Below are 18578 nucleotides of genomic sequence, written 5' to 3'. Positions count from 1 at the left end.
CGACCCTATGAACACCGCCGTGAACGTCAATGTAGTGCATGAATCCGAAGCCCAACGCCAGCACGCCCGGGTCAAGATCCCGGCCAAGCTGCGCTTCTTCGGCAACGAGGCCAAGCCCCTGGAAGTGCGGGTCCACGACCTCTCCGCCGGCGGCCTGAGCTTCAACGCCGGGCAGCAGATGCTGACCGTGGGTGCCGTGCACAAGGGCCGCCTGCAGTTCGTCATCGACAACCTGGGCCTGGCCATGGACGTGGAGCTGCAGATCCGCTCCTTCGATCGCCAGAGCGGCCGCGTCGGCTGCCAGTTCCAGAACCTCGAACCCCAGGACATTTCCACCCTGCGCCACCTGATCACCTCGCACCTGGCCGGCGACATCGTCAGCATGGGCGACGTGCTCGCCACCCTACAGCGCGACAACTTCACCAAGGCGCGCAAGGTCAAGGACAGCGGCAGCGGCATGACCGCCATGGGCCGCCTGCGGGCCGTGACCTTCAGCGCCGGGATCTTCGTGGTGGGCCTGGCGGCGTTCGGCTTCATCCTCAAGTCGGTGTACGGCATGTACTTCGTCAGCCACGCCCAGGCCGGCCTGGTCAGCGTCCCGGGGATGAACGTCACCATGCCGCGCGACGGCACTGTGCAAAGCCTGGTGCAGAGCGACGGCATCGCCGCCAAGGGCGCGCCACTGGCCACCTTCAGCACCAGCATGCTCGACGTGCTCAAGGGCCACCTGGCTGAAGACCAACTGCAACCGGCCAAGGTCGAGGAACTGTTCGGCAAGCAAATGACCGGCACCCTGACCTCCCCTTGCGACTGCATCGTGGCCCAGCAAATGGTCGCCGACGGCCAGTACGCCAGCAAAGGCGACGTGATCTTCCAACTGGTGCCCCGCAACAGCCAGGCCAACGTCGAGGCGCGCTTCTCCTACCGCCAGTTCGGCGACGTGCGCCCGGGCACCCGGGTCAACTTCCAGATCGCCGGCGAGGATGAAGTACGCACCGGCACCATCGTCAGCAGCACCAGCCTGAACAGCAGCGACCTGTCCTCTGACATCCGCGTGCAGATCAAGCCCGACGCGCCGCTGAGCAGCACCTTCGCCGGCCGCCCGGTGGAAGTCAGCAGCGACCGCGGCCCGTCGATGAACTGGCTGATCGACAAAGCCATGGCTGCGGGTCTGTAACCATGACAGTGCCTACCCAGCTCTCTGTAGCCGCTGCCGCAGGCTGCGCCCAGCCGCGCAGTGGACGCAATCCGGTCGACTCGATGCACCCCGACAACCAGCACGAGCGCTGCGCGCTCGATCGCAGCCTGCGGCAGCGGCTACAGGGTTCGGTGTTGCCCTTGGTCGCCGCCCTGGCCCTGGCCGGTTGCGCCGGCTTGCCGGACCAGCGCCTGGCCAACGAAGCCCTGAAGCGCGGCGACACCGCGCTGGCCGAACAGAACTACCGGCAACTGGCGGACCTGGGCTACAGCGAGGCCCAGGTAGGCCTGGCCGACATCCAGGTGGACAGCCGCGACCCGGCGCAGATCAAGCAGGCCGAGGCCACCTATCGCGCCGCAGCCGATGTGTCGCCCCGGGCCCAGGCGCGCCTGGGCCGCCTGTTGGTGGCCAAGCCCGGTTCCACCGAGGCCGAGCAGCACGAAGCCGAAGGCCTGTTGAAAAAAGCCTTTGCCAACGGTGAAGGCAACACCCTGATTCCCCTGGCGATGCTGTACCTGCAATACCCCCACAGCTTCCCCAACGTCGACGCCCAGCAGCAGATCAGCCAATGGCGCAGCGCCGGTTACCCGGAAGCCGGCCTGGCCCAGGTGCTGCTGTACCGCACCCAAGGCAGCTACGACCAGCACCTGGCCGAGGTGGAAAGCATCTGCAAGGCCGCACTCAGCAGCACCGACATCTGCTACGTGGAACTGGCCACCGTTTATCAGAAACGCGGCCAGCCGGAGCAACAGGCCGAGCTGCTCAAGCAGCTGCAGGCCAGCTACAGCCGTGGCACGGTCAGCGCCCAGCGCGTCGACAGCGTGGCCCGGGTGCTGGGCGATGCCAGCCTGGGCAAACCGGATGAAAAAACCGCCCAGGCCCTGCTGGAGCAGGTCGCTCCGGGTTACCCGGCGTCCTGGGTCAGCCTGGCCCAGCTGCTCTACGACTTCCCCGAACTGGGTGACGTCGACAAGATGATGCAGTACCTGGACAACGGCCGCGCCGCCGACCAGCCCCGCGCCGAACTGCTGCTGGGCAAGCTCTACTACGAAGGCAAATGGGTGCCGGCCGACGCCAAGGTCGCCGAAGCACACTTTCAGAAAGCCGTGGGCCGCGAAGTGGCTGCCGACTACTACCTCGGCCAGATCTACCGCCGTGGCTACCTGGGCCAGGTCTACCCACAAAAGGCCCTGGACCACCTGCTGACCGCCGCGCGCAACGGCCAGAACAGCGCCGACTTCGCCATTGCCCAGTTGTTCTCCCAGGGCCGCGGCACCCAGCCCAACCCAGTCAACGCCTACGTCTTCAGCCAACTGGCGAAGGTCCAGGACACACCGCAGGCCAACGAGCTGGCGCAACAACTGGAAAGCCAATTGCCGCCTGCACAGCGCGCCGAAGCCCAACGCCTGCTGCAACAAGAGCAGGCCGTGCGTGGGGCCTTGAACCAGAACGCGCTGCAACTGCACGCCCTGCAAGAAGAAGACGGCGAGGAAACCCTATGACGCTCCCCCCACTCAATACACCTCCTGTAGCCGCTGCCGCAGGCTGCGATCGAGCGCAAAGCGCTCGCCACACCAGCCCCCGCCAATCGCGGCCGCTGCGCGACCGGGCGCAGCCTGCGGCAGCAGCTACAGGCAAGCGCTTCAGCCTGTCGAAACTGGGCATGGCCCTGGGTTTTGCCATGCTCGGGTCCAACCCGACCCTGGCGGCGATGACCGATACCCAGAACTTCGGCCTGGAAGTGAAGATCACCGGCCAATCCGAAGATGATCGCGACCTGGGCACCCTCAGCGGCGGCGACGTCAACGGCCTGGGCCTGGACCTGCGGCCGTGGGTCTACGGTGAACGCGGTGCCTGGAGCGCCTACGCCATGGGCCAGGCGGTGACCTCCACCGACATCATCGAAACCGATACCCTGCAGCAGTCGGACGCCGACGGTACCCAGCAGTCGAGCAATGACGACCGCAAGACCCAGAAAAACTACCTGGCCCTGCGCGAGTTCTGGATCGGCTACAGCGGCTTCACGCCCTACCCCGGCGAGCAGTTGAAACTGGGTCGCCAACGCCTGCGCAACGACGACGGCCAGTGGCGCGACACCAACATCGAAGCCCTGAACTGGACCTTCGACACCACCTTGCTGCGAGCCAACGTTGGCGCCGCCGAGCGCTTCAGCGAATACCGCACCGACCTCAAGGAACTGGCGCCCAAGGACAAGGACCGCCTGCACGTCTACGGCGACGCGGCCTACCAGTGGACCCCAGGCAACTGGGTGGGGATTCGCGGTCATCACACTCACGATGACGGCAAGCTCGACTATCCGGTGCCCGGCGAAGCCGCCGATTCCCTGGACAAGAAAGAGAACGGCGACCTCACCTGGCTCGGCCTCACCGCCGACAGCGACGCCTATAACTGGCGCAACACCAACACGGTCAACTACTGGGCCAGCCTGACCGGCATGCGCGGCGAGCGCGACACGGTCAACGCACTGGACGCCAATGGCAACCGCCCGGCCCAGGCCAAGCGCGGCGACAACCTCGACGGCTGGGCCACCGACCTGGGCGTACGCCTGCGCCTGGACCCCAACTGGCAAGTCGGCGCCGCCTATGCCCGCGCCAGCGGCGACTACGAGCAGAACGGCCTGGAAAGCAACCGCTCCAACTACACCGGCACCCGCTCCCGCGTGCACCGTTTCGGCGAAGCCTATCGCGGCGAAATGAACAACATGCAGACCGCCACCCTGTTCGGCTCCTGGATGCTCAACGATGAATACGACGCCAGCCTGATCTACCACAAGTTCTGGCGCGTGGACGGCAACAAGCCGGTGGGCAGCAACGGCATCAACGCCGTGGACAACGACTATGACGGCAACGGCAACCTGCTCTCCAGCACCGCGCTGCCCCTGCAGGACGGCAAGAAAGACTTGGGGCAGGAAATGGACCTGGTGGTCACCAAGTACTTCAAGCAAGGCCTGTTGCCGGCGGCCCTGAGCCAGTCCATCGATGAGCCGTCGGCCCTGGTGCGTTTTCGTGGCGGCGTGTTCAAGCCCGGCGATGCCTATGGCAAAGACGTCGACTCGTACATGCACCGCGCCTTTATCGACGTGATCTGGCGCTTCTGATGCGAACCGCGAAGGGAGTGCCCGAAATGAACTGCTACCCCATGAACAGCCCCGCTGCGAAAGGCGCCATCAGCCTGTTGGCGGGCGCTCTGTTGCTGGCCAGCAGCTCGGCGTTCGCCACTGCCGAGCCGGCCAAGGCGCCGATCGTCGCCAAGGAACTGCAACAGGCCAAGACCTATACCGTCAGCAGCGCGCCCACTGAGCCGTTGAACCTGGCCACGCCGACCCTGCCCGATCTCTCCGGCTACACCGCCGAGGCCGTTGCGGCGAAGATCGTGCGCAGCCAGCCTGGCAAGGTCAGCGTGCGCCGGATGATGCAGGAAGACGCCCTGAAAGACTTTATCGGCGGTGACAACAAGATGGCCGAATGGGTGGTGCGCCAGCACGGCATTCCCCAGGCGATCTTTATCGACGACGGTTACATCAACCTCAAGGACCTGGCCAAGAAACTGCCCAAGCAGTACATCAGCGAAACCGCGCCGGGTGTATTCCTCGCGCGCCTGCCGATCGTGGTCGGGCGCAAGGGCATCCTGGAAATCGACAAACAGACCCAGGAGCTGCGCCTGTCCCAGGAAGGCGGTTCGTTCCTGGTCAACGATGGCCAGCTGTTTGTGCGCGACACCAAGGTCACCGGCTGGCGCGAGAAAGACAACGGCCCGGCGACCTTCCGCTCGCCCAAGGAATTCCGCCCGTTCCTGTTGGCCTGGGGCGGCACCGAGACTTACATCGTCAACAGCCAGATGGCCAGCTTCGGCTACGCCAACTCCAAGTCCTACGGGGTGAGTATTTCCCAGTACACGCCGAACATGGCCAAGGTGCTCAAGCGCGATGAACCCACCGGCTGGATCATCGGCTCGGATTTCTCGGACATGTGGTACGGCTTCTACTGCTACGAAACCCGCGACTTCGTGGTCAAGGGCAACACCTACAAGGACAACATCGTCTACGGCATCGACCCCCACGACCGTTCCCACGGTCTGATCATCGCCGACAACACCGTCCACGGGACCAAGAAGAAGCACGGCATCATCATTTCCCGGGAAGTGAACGACAGCTTCATCTTCAACAACCGTAGCTACGACAACAAACTCTCGGGCCTGGTGATCGACCGTAACAGCGTCAACAACCTGATCGCCTACAACGAGATCTACCGCAACCACACCGACGGCATCACCCTCTACGAGAGCGCCGACAACCTGCTGTGGGGCAACAAGGTGATCAGCAACAAACGCCACGGCATCCGCATTCGCAACAGCGTGAACATCCGCCTGTACGAAAACATCGCCATGGCCAACGGCCTGACCGGCGTCTACGGCCACATCAAGGACCTGTCCGACACCGACCGCGACATCAAGCTCGACCCATTCGACGCTCAGGTTTCGCTGATCGTGGTCGGCGGCGAGCTGGCGGCCAATGGCAGCGGCCCGCTGTCCATCGACTCGCCGTTGAGCGTGGAGCTGTATCGCGTGTCCATGCTCGCGCCCACCAAAAGCAGCGGCATCAGCTTTTCGGGGATCCTTGGCGAACGCCAGGATGAAATCCTCGACCTGATGGTGCGCCAGCAAAAAGCCGTGCTGATCGACCCTGTCGAACGCCAGACCGAAATGCGCGATTGAGGATGACTGTCATGCCCCCACACCTGATCAAACTGTTGAGCCTGTCGGCGCTGACCGCCGGCATTCTCGCCGCCAGTGCCGGCGCCCGTGCCGATGAGCCCCAGGCGCCGAACTTCACCGCCGAGCCGTGCTGCAACCTGTGCCCGGCCGCCCATGATGCGAAGAACTACACCACCCGCTACCAGCAGAACTTCACCACCCTGGTGCAAGCCCAGGGCGACTGGCTGTTCCGCACCCAGGAAGACCTGCGCACCGAATTTGACACCACGCCGCAAGGCTATCGCCGCCTCAAGCAATTGCACCAAGCCTTCAAGAGCAAGGGCGTGGAACTGGTGCTGGTCTACCAGCCGACCCGCGGCCTGGTGAACCGCAACAAGCTCAACCCGGAACAGAAAGCCCGCTTCGACTACGACAAGGCCCTGAACAACTACCAGGCCATGCTCGGGCGCTTCGCGCAGATGGGCTACGTGGTGCCGGACCTGTCGCCGCTGACCAACGAACAACTGCCCGAGACCCTGCCGGCCCACGACTTCTACTTCCGCGGCGACCAGCACTGGACCCCTTACGGCGCCCAGCGCACCGCCAAGATCGTCGCCGACAAGGTCAAGCAACTGCCGGCCTTCGCCGACATTCCCCCGCGCGAATTCGAGACCCACAAGTCCGGGCGCATGGGCAAGACCGGCACCCTGCACAACATGGCCGGGCAGCTGTGCGGCACCAGCTACGCCATCCAGTACATGGACCAGTTCACCACCGAGCCCAAGGGCGAGGCCGGCGACGGCGACCTGTTCGGTGATTCCGGCAACCCGCAGATCACCCTGGTGGGCACCAGCCACAGTGGCAAGAACTACAACTTCGCCGGCTTCCTGGAAGAGGCCATCGGTGCCGACATTCTCAACGTCGCCTTCCCCGGCGGTGGCCTGGAAGGCTCGATGCTGCAGTACCTGGGCAGCGACGAATTCCAGAAGTCCCCACCGAAGATCCTGATCTGGGAATTCTCGCCGCTGTACCGCCTGGACCAGGAAACCATCTACCGACAGATGATGGCCCTGCTGGACAACGGCTGCGAAGGCAAGGACCCGCAGATGAGCGCCAGCACCACCCTCAAGCCGGGCAAGAACGAATTGCTGGTCAACAGCAAGAACCTGGACCTGCGCAACAGCGGCCATCAGGTCGACATCCGCTTCGCCGACCCTTCGGTGAAAACCCTGCAAGCCACCCTCTGGTACATGAACGGCCGCCACGAGGACATCAAGATCGAAAAACCGGAAACGTCCGACACCGACGGGCGCTTCGCCTTCGAACTGCGCACTGACGAAGACTGGGCCTCGCAGAACCTGCTGGCGGTGGAAATCCAGGGCCCGGAAGCGGGCACTGCCGGGCAGAAGGTCGAAGCGAAAATTTGCAAACGCAACGTATTCCCGAGCGCCGAGCAACGCACCGCGCAGATCGGGCAATGAGGTTACCTATGCAAAGCACACACCTGAAACGCCTGTTGATACCCAGCCTGCTGGGGCTGGCCATGCTCACCGGCAGCGCCCAGGCCGCCGCGCCGCTGCGTCCGCCCCAGGGCTATTACGCCCCGGTGGACAAGTTCAAGAGCGGTGACGACAGCGACGGCTGCGACGCCATGCCCGCGCCCTACACCGGCGCCCTGCAGTTTCGCAGCAAGTACGAAGGCTCGGACAAGGCCCGGGCCACCCTCAACGTGCAGTCCGAACAGGCCTTTCGCGACACCACCGCGGACATCACCAAGATCGAGCGCGGCACCAGCAAGCGGGTCATGCAGTTCATGCGCGACGGCCGCCCGGAGCAACTGGACTGCACCCTCGCCTGGCTCAGCGCCTGGGCCCAGGCCGACGCGCTGATGTCCAAGGACTTCAACCACACCGGCAAGTCCATGCGCAAATGGGCCCTGGGCAGCATGGCCTCGGCCTACCTGCGGCTGAAGTTCTCCGACTCCCACCCCCTGGCCAGCCACCAGGAACAGGCGCAGAAGATCGAGGCCTGGTTCAGCAAGATGGCCGACCAGGTAGTCAGCGACTGGGACAACCTGCCCCTGGACAAGACCAACAACCACTCCTACTGGGCCGCCTGGTCGGTGATGGCCACCGCCGTGGCCACCAACCGCCGCGACCTGTTCGACTGGGCCGTGAAGGAATACAAGGTCGGCGCCCACCAGGTCGACGCCGACGGCTTTTTGCCCAACGAACTCAAGCGCCAGCAACGGGCCCTGGCGTACCACAACTACGCCTTGCCGCCGCTGGCGATGATCGCCAGCTTCGCCCAGGTCAACGGCGTCGACCTGCGCCAGGAAAACAACGGTGCGCTCAAGCGCCTGGGCGAGCGAGTGCTGGCTGGGGTGAAAGACCCGGACACCTTCGAGCAGAAAAACGGCAAGGCCCAGGACATGACCGACCTCAAGGTCGACTCCAAATTCGCCTGGCTGGAACCCTACTGCAGCCTCTACACCTGCGCCCCGGATGTGCTGGAACGCAAGCACAAGATGCAGCCGTTCAAGACCTTCCGCCTGGGCGGCGACCTGACCAAGGTCTACGACCCGACCCACGAAAAAGGCAGCAAGGGCCCGTAACAGCAACACCTGTAGCCGCTGCCGAGGCACGAGGCTGCGACGCGGTCCAAAGGACCGCCACCAGGGGGCCGCTTCGCAGCCCATCGCAGCCTCGTACCTCGGCAGCGGCGACAGAGAGCGTCATGAATGCAATACGCCCCCGCGGTTTTTCACGGGGGGGTTTGGGGGGGCTGCGGCCTCTGACTATTGGTTAAACATGGAGAGATCGGGATGGTTTTCTCGTCCAATGTGTTCCTGTTCCTGTTCCTGCCGATCTTTCTCGGCTTGTACTACTTGAGCGGGCAACGCTATCGCAACCTGCTGCTGCTGATCGCCAGCTACGTGTTCTATGCCTGGTGGCGCGTGGACTTCCTGGCGCTGTTCGCCGGGGTCACCCTGTGGAACTACTGGATCGGCCTGAAAGTCGGCGCCGCCGGGGTCCGCACCAAGCCGGCCCAACGCTGGCTGCTGCTCGGCGTCGGCGTCGACCTGTGCATCCTCGGCTACTTCAAGTACGCCAACTTCGGCGTGGACAGCATCAACGCGATCATGACCTCCTACGGTCTGGAACCGTTCATCCTGACCCACATCCTGCTGCCGATCGGCATCTCGTTCTACATCTTCGAGTCCATCAGCTACATCATCGACGTCTACCGCGGCGACACCCCGGCCACCCGCAACCTCATCGACTTCGCGGCGTTCGTGGCGATCTTCCCGCACCTGATCGCCGGCCCCGTGCTGCGCTTTCGCGACCTGGCGGACCAGTTCAACAATCGCACCCACACCCTGGACAAGTTCTCCGAAGGCTGCACTCGCTTCATGCAGGGCTTCATCAAGAAAGTGTTCATCGCCGACACCCTGGCGGTGGTCGCCGACCACTGCTTCGCCCTGCAAAACCCCACCACGGGCGATGCCTGGCTCGGCGCCCTGGCCTACACCGCGCAGCTGTATTTCGACTTCTCCGGCTACAGCGACATGGCCATCGGCCTGGGCTTGATGATGGGTTTTCGCTTCATGGAAAACTTCAAGCAGCCCTACATCAGCCAGTCGATCACCGAGTTCTGGCGGCGCTGGCACATCAGCCTGTCCACCTGGCTGCGGGACTACCTGTACATCACCCTGGGCGGCAACCGCAAAGGCACGCTGATGACTTACCGCAACCTGTTCCTGACCATGCTCCTGGGCGGCCTGTGGCACGGTGCGAACATCACCTACATCGTCTGGGGCGCCTGGCACGGCATGTGGCTGGCCATCGAAAAGGCCCTGGGCATCAACACCACCCCACGCAGCCTGAACCCGGTGCGCTGGGCCCTGACCTTCCTGCTGGTGGTGATGGGCTGGGTGATCTTCCGTGCCGAGAACCTGCACGTGGCCGGGCGCATGTACGGCGCCATGTTCAGCTTTGGCGACTGGTCGCTGTCGGAACTCAATCGCGCCAGCCTCACCGGCCTGCAAGTGGCGACCCTGATCCTGGCCTACGCCACCCTGGCGTTCTTCGGCCTGCGTGACCTGTACCGCAACCCGGCACCGGTCAAGGCCAAGCCCGACGTCGCTAGCCCCGCCGACGGCCCGGCCAGCGCCCAGCCCGGCCTGATCAAGGCAGTCCCCGGGGACACTCCCGGCAGCATTCACCAGCCCGGCTACATCGTCGGCACCGAGGCCCAGGTGCAACCGGCCTACTGGAGCGCCGACTGGTCGCGCTACGTGATGCGCGCCCTGGTGCTGCTGCTGTTCATCGCCTCGATTCTCAAACTCTCGGCGCAAAGCTTCTCGCCGTTCCTTTACTTCCAGTTCTGAGGGATCTGCCCATGACCCGCTCATTACGTGTGTTCTACATCGCCCTGTTCCTGGTGACCCTGCTGGCGCTGGGGCTGTGGTCGGTGCGCAGCTTCTTCGGCTTTAGCACCAACAATGACGCCACCGTGCTCAACGGGCGCTGGGCCAAGGCCGTGGAAACCCACTACGACGACCAGTTCCCGATCAAGCGCCTGGGCACCAACCTGTGGGCCGCCCTGGACTTCAAGCTGTTCAACGAAGGCCGCCCCGGGGTGGTGCTGGGCCGCGACCAGTGGCTGTACAGCGATGAAGAGTTCAACCCGGTGGTCAACGAGGAGCTCAACCTGCAAGGCAACTACGCCCTGGTGGAAGGCGTGCGCCAGACCTTGAAAGAGCACGGAGTGAAACTGGTGATGGCCATCATTCCGGCCAAGGCGCGCCTGTACCCGGAGCACCTGGACGAGGTACGCCCGGCGCGGATCCACGCCAACCTCTACCAGGACTTCCATGCCCGGGTCGCCGCCGACAAGATCCTTGCCCCCGACCTGCTGGGCCCCCTGCAACAGGCCAAGCAACAGGGCCAGCAAGTGTTCCTGCGTACCGACACCCACTGGACCCCGGCCGGCGCCGAAGTCGTCGCTCGCCAGTTGGCCCAGGCCATCGCCGCCAAGACCCCGCTCAGCGGTCAGCCACAACGCTTCGTCACCCAAACCCAGGAGACCGTGAAGCACCAGGGTGACCTGCGGCGCTTCCTGCCCCTGGACCCGCTGTTCGAAAACCTGATGCCGGCCGAAGAGCCCCTGCAAAAGCGCGTGACCCGCGCCAGCGAGGAACAGCCGGCCGCCGACGACGCACTGTTCGCCGACCATGAAGTGCCGGTGACCCTGGTGGGCACCAGCTACAGCGCCAACCCCAACTGGAACTTCGTCGGCGCCCTGAAACAGGCCCTGCACAGCGACGTGCTGAGCTACGCCGAAGACGGCCACGGCCCGATCCTGCCGATGCTCAGCTACCTGAAAAGCGACGACTTCAAGAACCACCCGCCCCAGGTGCTGATCTGGGAATTCCCTGAACGCTATCTGCCTGTGAACAACGAAATCGGCGACGCCGACCCGCAGTGGGTCGCAGCGCTCAAGCAAGCCGGTGCTCGCCAGCAAAACCTGGCCAGCAACACTTCGAAATCCGAGACGCCCGACCGGGCGCAAAACTGAAAAAAGAGGTAACACTCATGACTTTCATCACTACTCCTCGCCGTCTCGCCCAAGCAATCACCCTGGCTGCCGGCATGAGCGTCCTGTCCCTGTCCGCCTTCGCCGGTGGCGACGCCGCGCTGTACGGCCCCACCGCGCCCAAGGGCTCGACCTTCGTGCGCCTGTACAACGCCAGCAACAGCGAAGTCAGCGCCACGGTGGGCAGCACCAACGTCAACGACGTCGCGCCTCTGGCCAGCAGCGACTTCAGCTTCATGCCCGGCGGCGACTACACCGCCAAGGTGGGCAGCCAGAGCGTGCCGGTGAAACTGGCCGCCGATCACTATTACACCCTGGTCAACAACGCCAGCGGCCAGCCGCAACTGATCGAAGAACCGCCATTCAAGAACAAGCAGAAATCCCTGGTGCGGGTGCAGAACCTCAGCGACCAGGCCCTGACCCTGAAGACCGCCGACGGCAAGACCGACGTGGTCAAGGCGGTGGCCGCCAAAGGTCGCGGCGAGCGCGAAATCAACCCGGTGAAGGTCAGCTTCGCCCTGTACGACGGCGATAAAAAAGTCAGCGACCTCAAGCCCGTGGCCCTGGAGCGCGGCGAAGCGGCGGTGCTCTACGTCACCGGCAACGGCAGCAACCTGTCGCCGGTGTGGGTGAAACGCCCCGTCTCCACCCGCTAAGACCTGTAGCCGCTGCCGAGGCCCGAGGCTGCGACGCGGTCCGCAGGACCGCCCTCAGGGGCCGCTTCGCAGCCCAGCGCAACCTCGTACCTCGGCAGCGGCTACACCGAGACAAAAACAAGAGTGAAACGACAGAACGCAGTAGCTCTAACCCATACGATGTTTGAAGGAGTAACAACATGATTCCGGTGATCTTGTCAGGTGGTAGCGGCTCACGTCTTTGGCCGCTTTCGCGCAAGCAATTCCCCAAGCAATTCCTCGCCCTGACCGGCGAACACACCCTGTTCCAGCAAACCCTGGAGCGCCTGGTGTTCGAAGGCATGGACACCCCGATCGTGGTCTGCAACAAGGACCACCGCTTCATCGTCAACGAGCAACTGGCAGCCCGTAAGCTCGAATCCCAGCGCATCCTCATGGAACCCTTCGGCCGCAACACCGCCCCGGCCGTGGCCCTGACCGCGATGATGCTGGTCAACGAAGGCCGTGACGAACTGATGCTGGTGCTGCCCGCCGACCACGTCCTGGACGACCAGAAAGCCCTGCAACGGGCCCTGGCCCTGGCCACCGTGGCCGCCGAGCGGGGCGAAATGGTGCTGTTCGGCGTGCCGGCGACCAAACCGGAAACCGGCTACGGCTACATCAAGTCCAGCAACGATGCGCTGCTGCCGGAGGGCATCAGCCGGGTCGCGCAGTTCGTCGAGAAGCCCGACGAAAAACGCGCCAACGAATTCGTCCAGGCCGGCGGCTACTTCTGGAACAGCGGCATGTTCCTGTTCCGCGCCAGCCGCTTCCTCGAAGAGCTGAAGAAACACGACCCGGACATCTACGACACCTGCCTCCTGACCCTGGAACGCAGCCAGCAGGACGCGGACACCGTAACCATCGACGAAGCCACCTTCGCCTGCTGCCCGGACAACTCCATCGACTACGCGGTGATGGAAAAGACCCAACGCGCCTGCGTGGTGCCCCTGAGCGCCGGCTGGAGCGATGTCGGCTGCTGGTCGTCGCTGTGGGACGTGCATGAAAAAGACGCCAACGGCAACGTCAGCAAAGGCGATGTGGTGATCCAGGACAGCCACAACTGCATGATCCACGGCAACGGCAAGCTGGTGTCGGTGATCGGCCTGGACAACATCGTGGTGGTGGAAACCAAGGACGCCATGATGATTGCCCACAAGGACAAGGTCCAAGGGGTGAAACAGATGGTCAACACCCTCAACGAACAGGGCCGCAGCGAAACCCAGAACCACTGCGAGGTCTACCGCCCGTGGGGCTCCTACGACTCGGTGGACATGGGCGGGCGCTTCCAGGTCAAGCACATCTCGGTCAAGCCGGGGGCCTGCCTGTCGCTGCAGATGCACCACCACCGCGCCGAACACTGGATCGTGGTCAGCGGCACCGCCGAAGTCACCTGTGACGAGAACGTGTTCCTGCTCACCGAGAACCAATCCACCTACATCCCGATTGCCTCGGTGCACCGCCTGCGCAACCCGGGCAAGATTCCGCTGGAGATCATCGAAGTGCAATCGGGCAGTTATTTGGGCGAGGACGATATCGAGCGGTTTGAAGATATCTACGGGCGCTCGACGCCGGTGGAGCGTGGTGTTTCGGTGAAAACTATCGCTCAGTAACAGCAGCAAGTTTCAAGCGGCAAGCTGCAAGTAAAAGCAGGGAGTCGTGCTAGCAAAACCTTTCTGCTCCCCCTTTTCAGGTGCCTGCGTCCCCTATCCGCAGGCACTTGGACAGGGGGATTTTTGTAGCCGCTGCCGCAGGCTGCGAAAAGGGCCGAAGGACCTTCAGCGATCTCAAGCCCCCTGCGCCCGCTGCGCGGTCGTTCGCAGCCTGCGGCAGTGTCTACAAAAAAAGCGCGTAACACGCGCTTTGGCTCTTGCTCTTGCTCTGCCTGCCCCTTCACGAGGCCGAATGCAGGCATTGCGTAGGGGGCAGCTCGGCATGGATGCCGAGCTAGCCGCCCCAGGCCATGGATGGCCTGTGGCGGCGTGCCCCCGGAGCAATGCCGGAGCGAGGGCACCCCGAGCCTAGGCGAGGGGCCGGATGCGGGGGCAGGAGGCCTTTGGTTACTTTGGGCCTTTTCCAAAGTGACCCGCTGTAAGAGCGGAACCCCAAGCCGCCGTAACCGCAGCAACGGATATGTCCCCCCACCAGCCAAAGACCGTCTTTGCCGACATGTCTCGCTCATAAGTGGCCAAAGAAAAAAACATAACGCAGTGTCCGGGATTAGTTGACCGCTACAGCCTGGAATGGACAGAGGGCCCCCCGGGAGCATGCCAACCACCCGCTCGGGCGGGCACCAGAGTGGACCACATGATGTCCACTATCGGCATAAATCCGCTTTAACAGACCTTCTATTGTCCCTAACACCCCCATCAAAACCAGGCCTGTGGATAACGTCACAACAGCCCTCCTCCATCGCCAACCCCACCTACGCTTAGGTAGGATGTCCCCTCCTTTTCCCCGAGGCTCACCTCATGTTCATCGGCGTTCTGCTGGTCATCACCTGGCTGATCCTGCTTCTGCGCTACCCCGCCAAAGCCCTTCCTGTGTCCCTGGCCGCTGCGTTCGGCCTGGCCCTGGTGGCCTGCTGGGTGGTCTGGCTGGACAACCGCGAAGCCCAGCAACTGGCGCGCCTGGAGCTGCGCCTGAGCTACGCGCCGGACCACTGCCCCGCCGACCGGCCGCTGCAGGTCAAGCTCAACAACGGCAACAAGGTGCCCCTGGTGGAACTGCGCTGGCGGGTCGCCGCCTATGCCCCGGGGGATACCGTCAACCTCGCCGACAACCAGTACAGCGCCCCGCGCTACCGTGGCCCCGGCGAGTTGCAGGCCGGCGCCAACTGGCAGGACTGCCTGCCGCTGCCACCGCTGCGCCCCGGCTATCGCCCGCAAACCCTGGAGTTTCGCGCCGAGCGTCTACAGGGTAGTTTCTCCGACTGATTCGCCCCTCCCCTCACCCAGCACAAGGACCGCGCCATGCCCGTAGCGTTGATCACCGGTTGTTCCAGCGGCATCGGCCGCGCCCTGGCAGATGCCTTCAAGGGCGCCGGTTTCACCGTGCTCGCCACCGCTCGCAAGGCCGAGGACGTGAACACCCTACAAGCCGCCGGTTTCAAGGCCGTGCAACTGGACGTGAATGACGCCCCGGCCCTGAGCGCCCTGGGCGAGGAGATCAACCAGCAATACGGCGGCCTGGATGTGCTGATCAACAACGCCGGCTACGGCGCCATGGGCCCGCTGCTGGATGGCGGTGTGCAAGCCATGCAGCGCCAGTTCGAAACCAATGTGTTCTCGGTGGTCGGGGTGACCCGGGCGATGTTCCCGGTGCTGCGCCGCAGCCGTGGCCTGGTGGTGAATATCGGCAGTGTATCCGGGGTGCTGGTGACGCCGTTTGCCGGCGCCTACTGCGCCTCGAAGGCCGCGGTGCATGCCTTGAGCGACGCCCTGCGCATGGAGCTGTCGCCGTTCGGCATCCGGGTCATGGAAGTGCAGCCCGGGGCCATTGCATCGAGCTTCGCCAAGAACGCCGGGCATGAAGCCGAACAGCTGCTCAACGAACAATCGCCCTGGTGGCCCCTGCGCGAGGGCATCCGCGCCCGGGCCAAGGCCTCCCAGGACAAGCCGACCCCCGCCAGCGAATTTGCCGCCGGCTTGCTCAAGGCCGTGCAGCAGGACAACCCGCCACGCCTGGTGCGCCTGGGCAATGGCAGCCGCGCCCTGCCGCTGCTGGCCAACCTGCTGCCCAAGGGTTGGCTGGAGAAGGGACTGATGAAGCGGTTTGGCTTGAACGCCAAGCTCTGAGCACCCCACGCAGGGCATCCGTTGCATGACACCGTTGTATGCCGCGCCGATGCCCATAGAATGCCCGCACTCAAATTCCAGGGAAGCGGCACCTCAGGCACGCAACGGCTGCACCCCGCCCCTGCTCATGCCCTCTTGGCGTCCTGCCTTTTACGATTGAACCTCAGGGACTCTCCATTGATATCTCGCAGCCTGCTGCCCTTGACCATCCTCACTCTGCTGCTGGGCTGCAATGCCTCGTCACCGGACGAAAAACTCAATGCCACCCTGCCGGACCTGAGCCTGGAACAGATCCTGCCCAAGGTCGAGGCCAACCCGTACTGCTCACCGGAGATGGACAGCGAACGGCTGGTCGGCCTCGGCATCCGACTGATCAATGAGGACGAGGTGCGGCATGGCGCAAGCCGTACCCTGCTGGCAAGCCAGGCCATACAGATGGCCCGCGCCTGCCTGATCATGGCCGCCCCCCGCAACACCATGAGCCTGTGCATCCTGGGCGGGATCGTCGGCTCCAGGCAGAAGGACTATGACAAAAGCGAAGCCTTCAACTACATCGCCTACGCCGCCCAGCACAATGAATCCTGTGCGGAAGCGGGCCTGTACCACATCTATAACGTCGGCAAGCTGGACCAGCCCCCGAACAAGGCATTGGCCATGGCCTGGCTGGAACGCGCCGCTCGGCACGGCGACCAGGACTCGCAACAGGAGATGGTGCGCCGCAACGAACAGGACAATTTGCCGCTGGCCTACGCCTGGGCCCGAACCCTGGATGACGCTCAAACGCTCGCAGCGCTGAAACGCAAGATGAGCCCTCAGCAGTTGGCCGAAGGCGAGCAGCATTACACCCGATTGCTCGGTCAACTCACGCCGAAACAGGAGATTGAGCAGGCGCTGCGCCAGGACCTCATCGCCCTGGGCACAGGGGATCTGTACTTCAGCTACCCGGAAGTATTCGCGGGCATGTCGCCTGAGCAACGGCATGCGTTCGTCGCCCAGTTGGTGGACATGCAGGACCGCCACCCGAAGTTCCACACCCGCGGCCAACTGGTGGCCTACGCCTTGATTTCCCGCCTGGTGCAGAGCACCGGCCCGGCCGTGGACCTGTGGCAAGACCCGGCGCTGCAGGCCGTGCTGGAGGACGATGACCTGAGCGTGGAAGACAGCGTAGCCAAGGCCAAAATCATTCTGGCCAAGCGCAAGTCATAACGGGAGCGGCGGCGCTAGCGCTGTTGAAGCCGTCGCCGAGGTGTCATCCGCTCAAGGCCTCAGGGCCCCTTGCCGCGGTCAACCAGATGCCGCGGTTTGGGTTGTACGCCCTCTCAAACCCCGTAGAATGCGCGACCTTGAGCCCTTAGGGCTCATGCAGCATGGAATCGCTGGCGTCGACCCCCAAGCACGGAATGGCTAACGCTCCTCCTTCCCCCGTCCCAGCCTGATTTCATGCGCGCCTTTTCATTCGCCGATCAGGGAATACCCATTGAAATTGTTCAACGCGCTGCCACTGGCCTTGGCTGTCTTGCTGGCGGCCTGCGCCTCCACGGCTCCGGAAAACACCGAACCGAAAGTCCCCGAACTGAATGACACCCTGCCCAAGCTGACGCTGGACAGTGTCTTGCCCAAGGTCAGCGCCAACGAGTACTGCAACCCGGCCATGGAGGCCGATCTGCTGTACGGCATCGGTTACAAGCTGAACGAGATCGAGGACTACAAGAACGCCAAGGGCTGCTTCGCCATGGCCGCGCCGCACTACACCCGGGCCTTCTGCTACCTGTCCACCACCACTGACCAGGAAACGGACAAGCCCAAGGCCGAGCGCGACCGCGAGTCCTTCAACTACATCGCCTACTCGGCGTCGCAGAACGATTGGTGCGCCGAGTACGGCATGTACGCCACCTACTGGTTCGGCGACAAGGACATTCCCAAGGACCGGGACCTGGCCCTGCGCTGGCTGGAACGCTCGGCGCTGCACGGCAACCCGGAACCGCAGCAGAGCCTGGCCGACGCCGCCGAAGAGTCCGGCGATCTGGTGAAGGCCTACGCCTGGCTGAAAGTCATCGACAACACCGAGGACACCAGCCAGCTGGATGCCCTGAAAGGCAAGATGAGCCCAGAGCAACTGGCCGAAGGCGAACAGCGCTTTGCCGACCTCAAGAAGCGCGTGACCAGCAAGCAGGTGATGTACGACGAAGCGCGGGATGAGGAGGTGGCGATTTTCTCGGCCGAGATCCATTTCGATCTCCCCGACCTGTTCCAGGGCATGACCACGGCCGAGCGCCAGGCCTTTGTCAAAGCGGCCATTGCCAAGGCCCGGGACAGCGGCAAGTTCGATCTGCATTACGCGGTGACCCAGTACATCATCGTCTCGCGGCTGGCCCAGCAGCGTTACCCCGGTGTCGACGTGCTGCAGAACCCGAAGCTGGTGGCCGCGATCAACCACGTCAACGACGGTCTGGAAGCCACGGCGAAGAAGTCCCTGGCGATCATGCAGAAAACCTACAAATAACCGTCGCCCCCACTGTCGTAGGAGCCGGCTTGCCGGCGAAAGGGCCCGCGAGCCTCGCATCACCCATGCCGACGCTTTCGCTGGCAAGCCAGCTC

At 63.9% G+C, this 18578-nt stretch carries 14 protein-coding genes; all 14 read left to right on the top strand.

Features of this window, described 5'->3' with window-relative positions; genetic code table 11:
- Positions 1–7 precede the first annotated feature (7 nt).
- The 14 genes from DWF74_RS21115 to DWF74_RS21045 all read left to right on the top strand — a co-directional run bounded on the left by DWF74_RS21115 (position 8) and on the right by DWF74_RS21045 (position 18483).
- Complete coding sequence (locus DWF74_RS21115) at positions 8–1177, top strand: alginate biosynthesis protein Alg44 (RefSeq protein ID WP_102861243.1); 1170 nt, start codon at positions 8–10, stop codon at positions 1175–1177.
- A gap of 83 nt (positions 1178–1260) precedes the next feature.
- Positions 1261–2700 (top strand): alginate biosynthesis TPR repeat lipoprotein AlgK, encoded by a 1440-nt coding sequence (gene algK / locus DWF74_RS21110; protein WP_240322074.1) that lies wholly within the window; start codon positions 1261–1263, stop codon positions 2698–2700.
- 161 nt (positions 2701–2861) lie between these two features.
- Complete coding sequence (locus DWF74_RS21105) at positions 2862–4316, top strand: alginate export family protein (protein ID WP_115581652.1); 1455 nt, start codon at positions 2862–2864, stop codon at positions 4314–4316.
- Positions 4317–4357: 41 nt separating this feature from the next.
- The gene (gene algG / locus DWF74_RS21100) at positions 4358–5932 is read left to right on the top strand and encodes a mannuronan 5-epimerase AlgG (protein WP_430757474.1); all 1575 of its coding nucleotides are present in this window, start codon (positions 4358–4360) and stop codon (positions 5930–5932) included.
- 11 nt (positions 5933–5943) lie between these two features.
- Positions 5944–7392, top strand: coding sequence for an alginate O-acetyltransferase (locus DWF74_RS21095; RefSeq protein WP_115582469.1), 1449 nt, complete (start codon positions 5944–5946; stop codon positions 7390–7392).
- Between the two features lie 8 nt (positions 7393–7400).
- A complete protein-coding gene (locus DWF74_RS21090) occupies positions 7401–8525 on the top strand; it encodes a mannuronate-specific alginate lyase (protein ID WP_115581650.1) in 1125 nt (374 codons plus the stop codon).
- A gap of 210 nt (positions 8526–8735) precedes the next feature.
- Positions 8736–10301, top strand: coding sequence for an MBOAT family O-acyltransferase (locus DWF74_RS21085; protein WP_115581649.1), 1566 nt, complete (start codon positions 8736–8738; stop codon positions 10299–10301).
- Positions 10302–10312: 11 nt separating this feature from the next.
- Positions 10313–11491: an alginate O-acetyltransferase gene (locus DWF74_RS21080; protein ID WP_115581648.1), complete on the top strand. Its 1179-nt coding sequence runs from the start codon at positions 10313–10315 to the stop codon at positions 11489–11491.
- 17 nt (positions 11492–11508) lie between these two features.
- Positions 11509–12165 (top strand): alginate O-acetyltransferase AlgF, encoded by a 657-nt coding sequence (locus DWF74_RS21075; RefSeq protein WP_047301872.1) that lies wholly within the window; start codon positions 11509–11511, stop codon positions 12163–12165.
- Positions 12166–12344: 179 nt separating this feature from the next.
- The gene (locus DWF74_RS21070; protein WP_108544362.1) at positions 12345–13796 is read left to right on the top strand and encodes a mannose-1-phosphate guanylyltransferase/mannose-6-phosphate isomerase; all 1452 of its coding nucleotides are present in this window, start codon (positions 12345–12347) and stop codon (positions 13794–13796) included.
- Between the two features lie 858 nt (positions 13797–14654).
- Entirely contained in the window at positions 14655–15119 is a 465-nt protein-coding gene (locus DWF74_RS21060) for a multidrug transporter (protein ID WP_102861233.1), read from the top strand.
- A gap of 36 nt (positions 15120–15155) precedes the next feature.
- Complete coding sequence (locus tag DWF74_RS21055) at positions 15156–15980, top strand: SDR family oxidoreductase (RefSeq protein WP_102861232.1); 825 nt, start codon at positions 15156–15158, stop codon at positions 15978–15980.
- A gap of 177 nt (positions 15981–16157) precedes the next feature.
- On the top strand, positions 16158–17186 hold the full coding sequence (locus DWF74_RS21050) for a sel1 repeat family protein (protein WP_240321952.1): 1029 nt from the start codon (positions 16158–16160) through the stop codon (positions 17184–17186).
- 271 nt (positions 17187–17457) lie between these two features.
- On the top strand, positions 17458–18483 hold the full coding sequence (locus tag DWF74_RS21045) for a sel1 repeat family protein (protein ID WP_240321951.1): 1026 nt from the start codon (positions 17458–17460) through the stop codon (positions 18481–18483).
- The last annotated feature ends 95 nt before the right edge of the window (positions 18484–18578 follow it).

The sequence above is a fragment of the Pseudomonas protegens genome (genome assembly GCF_003363755.1).
GTDB lineage: Bacteria > Pseudomonadota > Gammaproteobacteria > Pseudomonadales > Pseudomonadaceae > Aquipseudomonas > Aquipseudomonas danubii.
The sequence above is the reverse complement of the archived record's forward strand: the minus strand, read 5'-3'. Positions and strand labels throughout refer to the sequence as shown.

Coding starts and splice junctions, on each gene's coding strand:
- DWF74_RS21115 (WP_102861243.1), top strand. CDS start 8: ATGAACACCGCCGTGAACGTCAATGTAGTGCATGAATCCGAAGCCCAA.
- algK (WP_240322074.1), top strand. CDS start 1,261: ATGCACCCCGACAACCAGCACGAGCGCTGCGCGCTCGATCGCAGCCTG.
- DWF74_RS21105 (WP_115581652.1), top strand. CDS start 2,862: ATGGCCCTGGGTTTTGCCATGCTCGGGTCCAACCCGACCCTGGCGGCG.
- algG (WP_430757474.1), top strand. CDS start 4,358: ATGAACAGCCCCGCTGCGAAAGGCGCCATCAGCCTGTTGGCGGGCGCT.
- DWF74_RS21095 (WP_115582469.1), top strand. CDS start 5,944: ATGCCCCCACACCTGATCAAACTGTTGAGCCTGTCGGCGCTGACCGCC.
- DWF74_RS21090 (WP_115581650.1), top strand. CDS start 7,401: ATGCAAAGCACACACCTGAAACGCCTGTTGATACCCAGCCTGCTGGGG.
- DWF74_RS21085 (WP_115581649.1), top strand. CDS start 8,736: ATGGTTTTCTCGTCCAATGTGTTCCTGTTCCTGTTCCTGCCGATCTTT.
- DWF74_RS21080 (WP_115581648.1), top strand. CDS start 10,313: ATGACCCGCTCATTACGTGTGTTCTACATCGCCCTGTTCCTGGTGACC.
- DWF74_RS21075 (WP_047301872.1), top strand. CDS start 11,509: ATGACTTTCATCACTACTCCTCGCCGTCTCGCCCAAGCAATCACCCTG.
- DWF74_RS21070 (WP_108544362.1), top strand. CDS start 12,345: ATGATTCCGGTGATCTTGTCAGGTGGTAGCGGCTCACGTCTTTGGCCG.
- DWF74_RS21060 (WP_102861233.1), top strand. CDS start 14,655: ATGTTCATCGGCGTTCTGCTGGTCATCACCTGGCTGATCCTGCTTCTG.
- DWF74_RS21055 (WP_102861232.1), top strand. CDS start 15,156: ATGCCCGTAGCGTTGATCACCGGTTGTTCCAGCGGCATCGGCCGCGCC.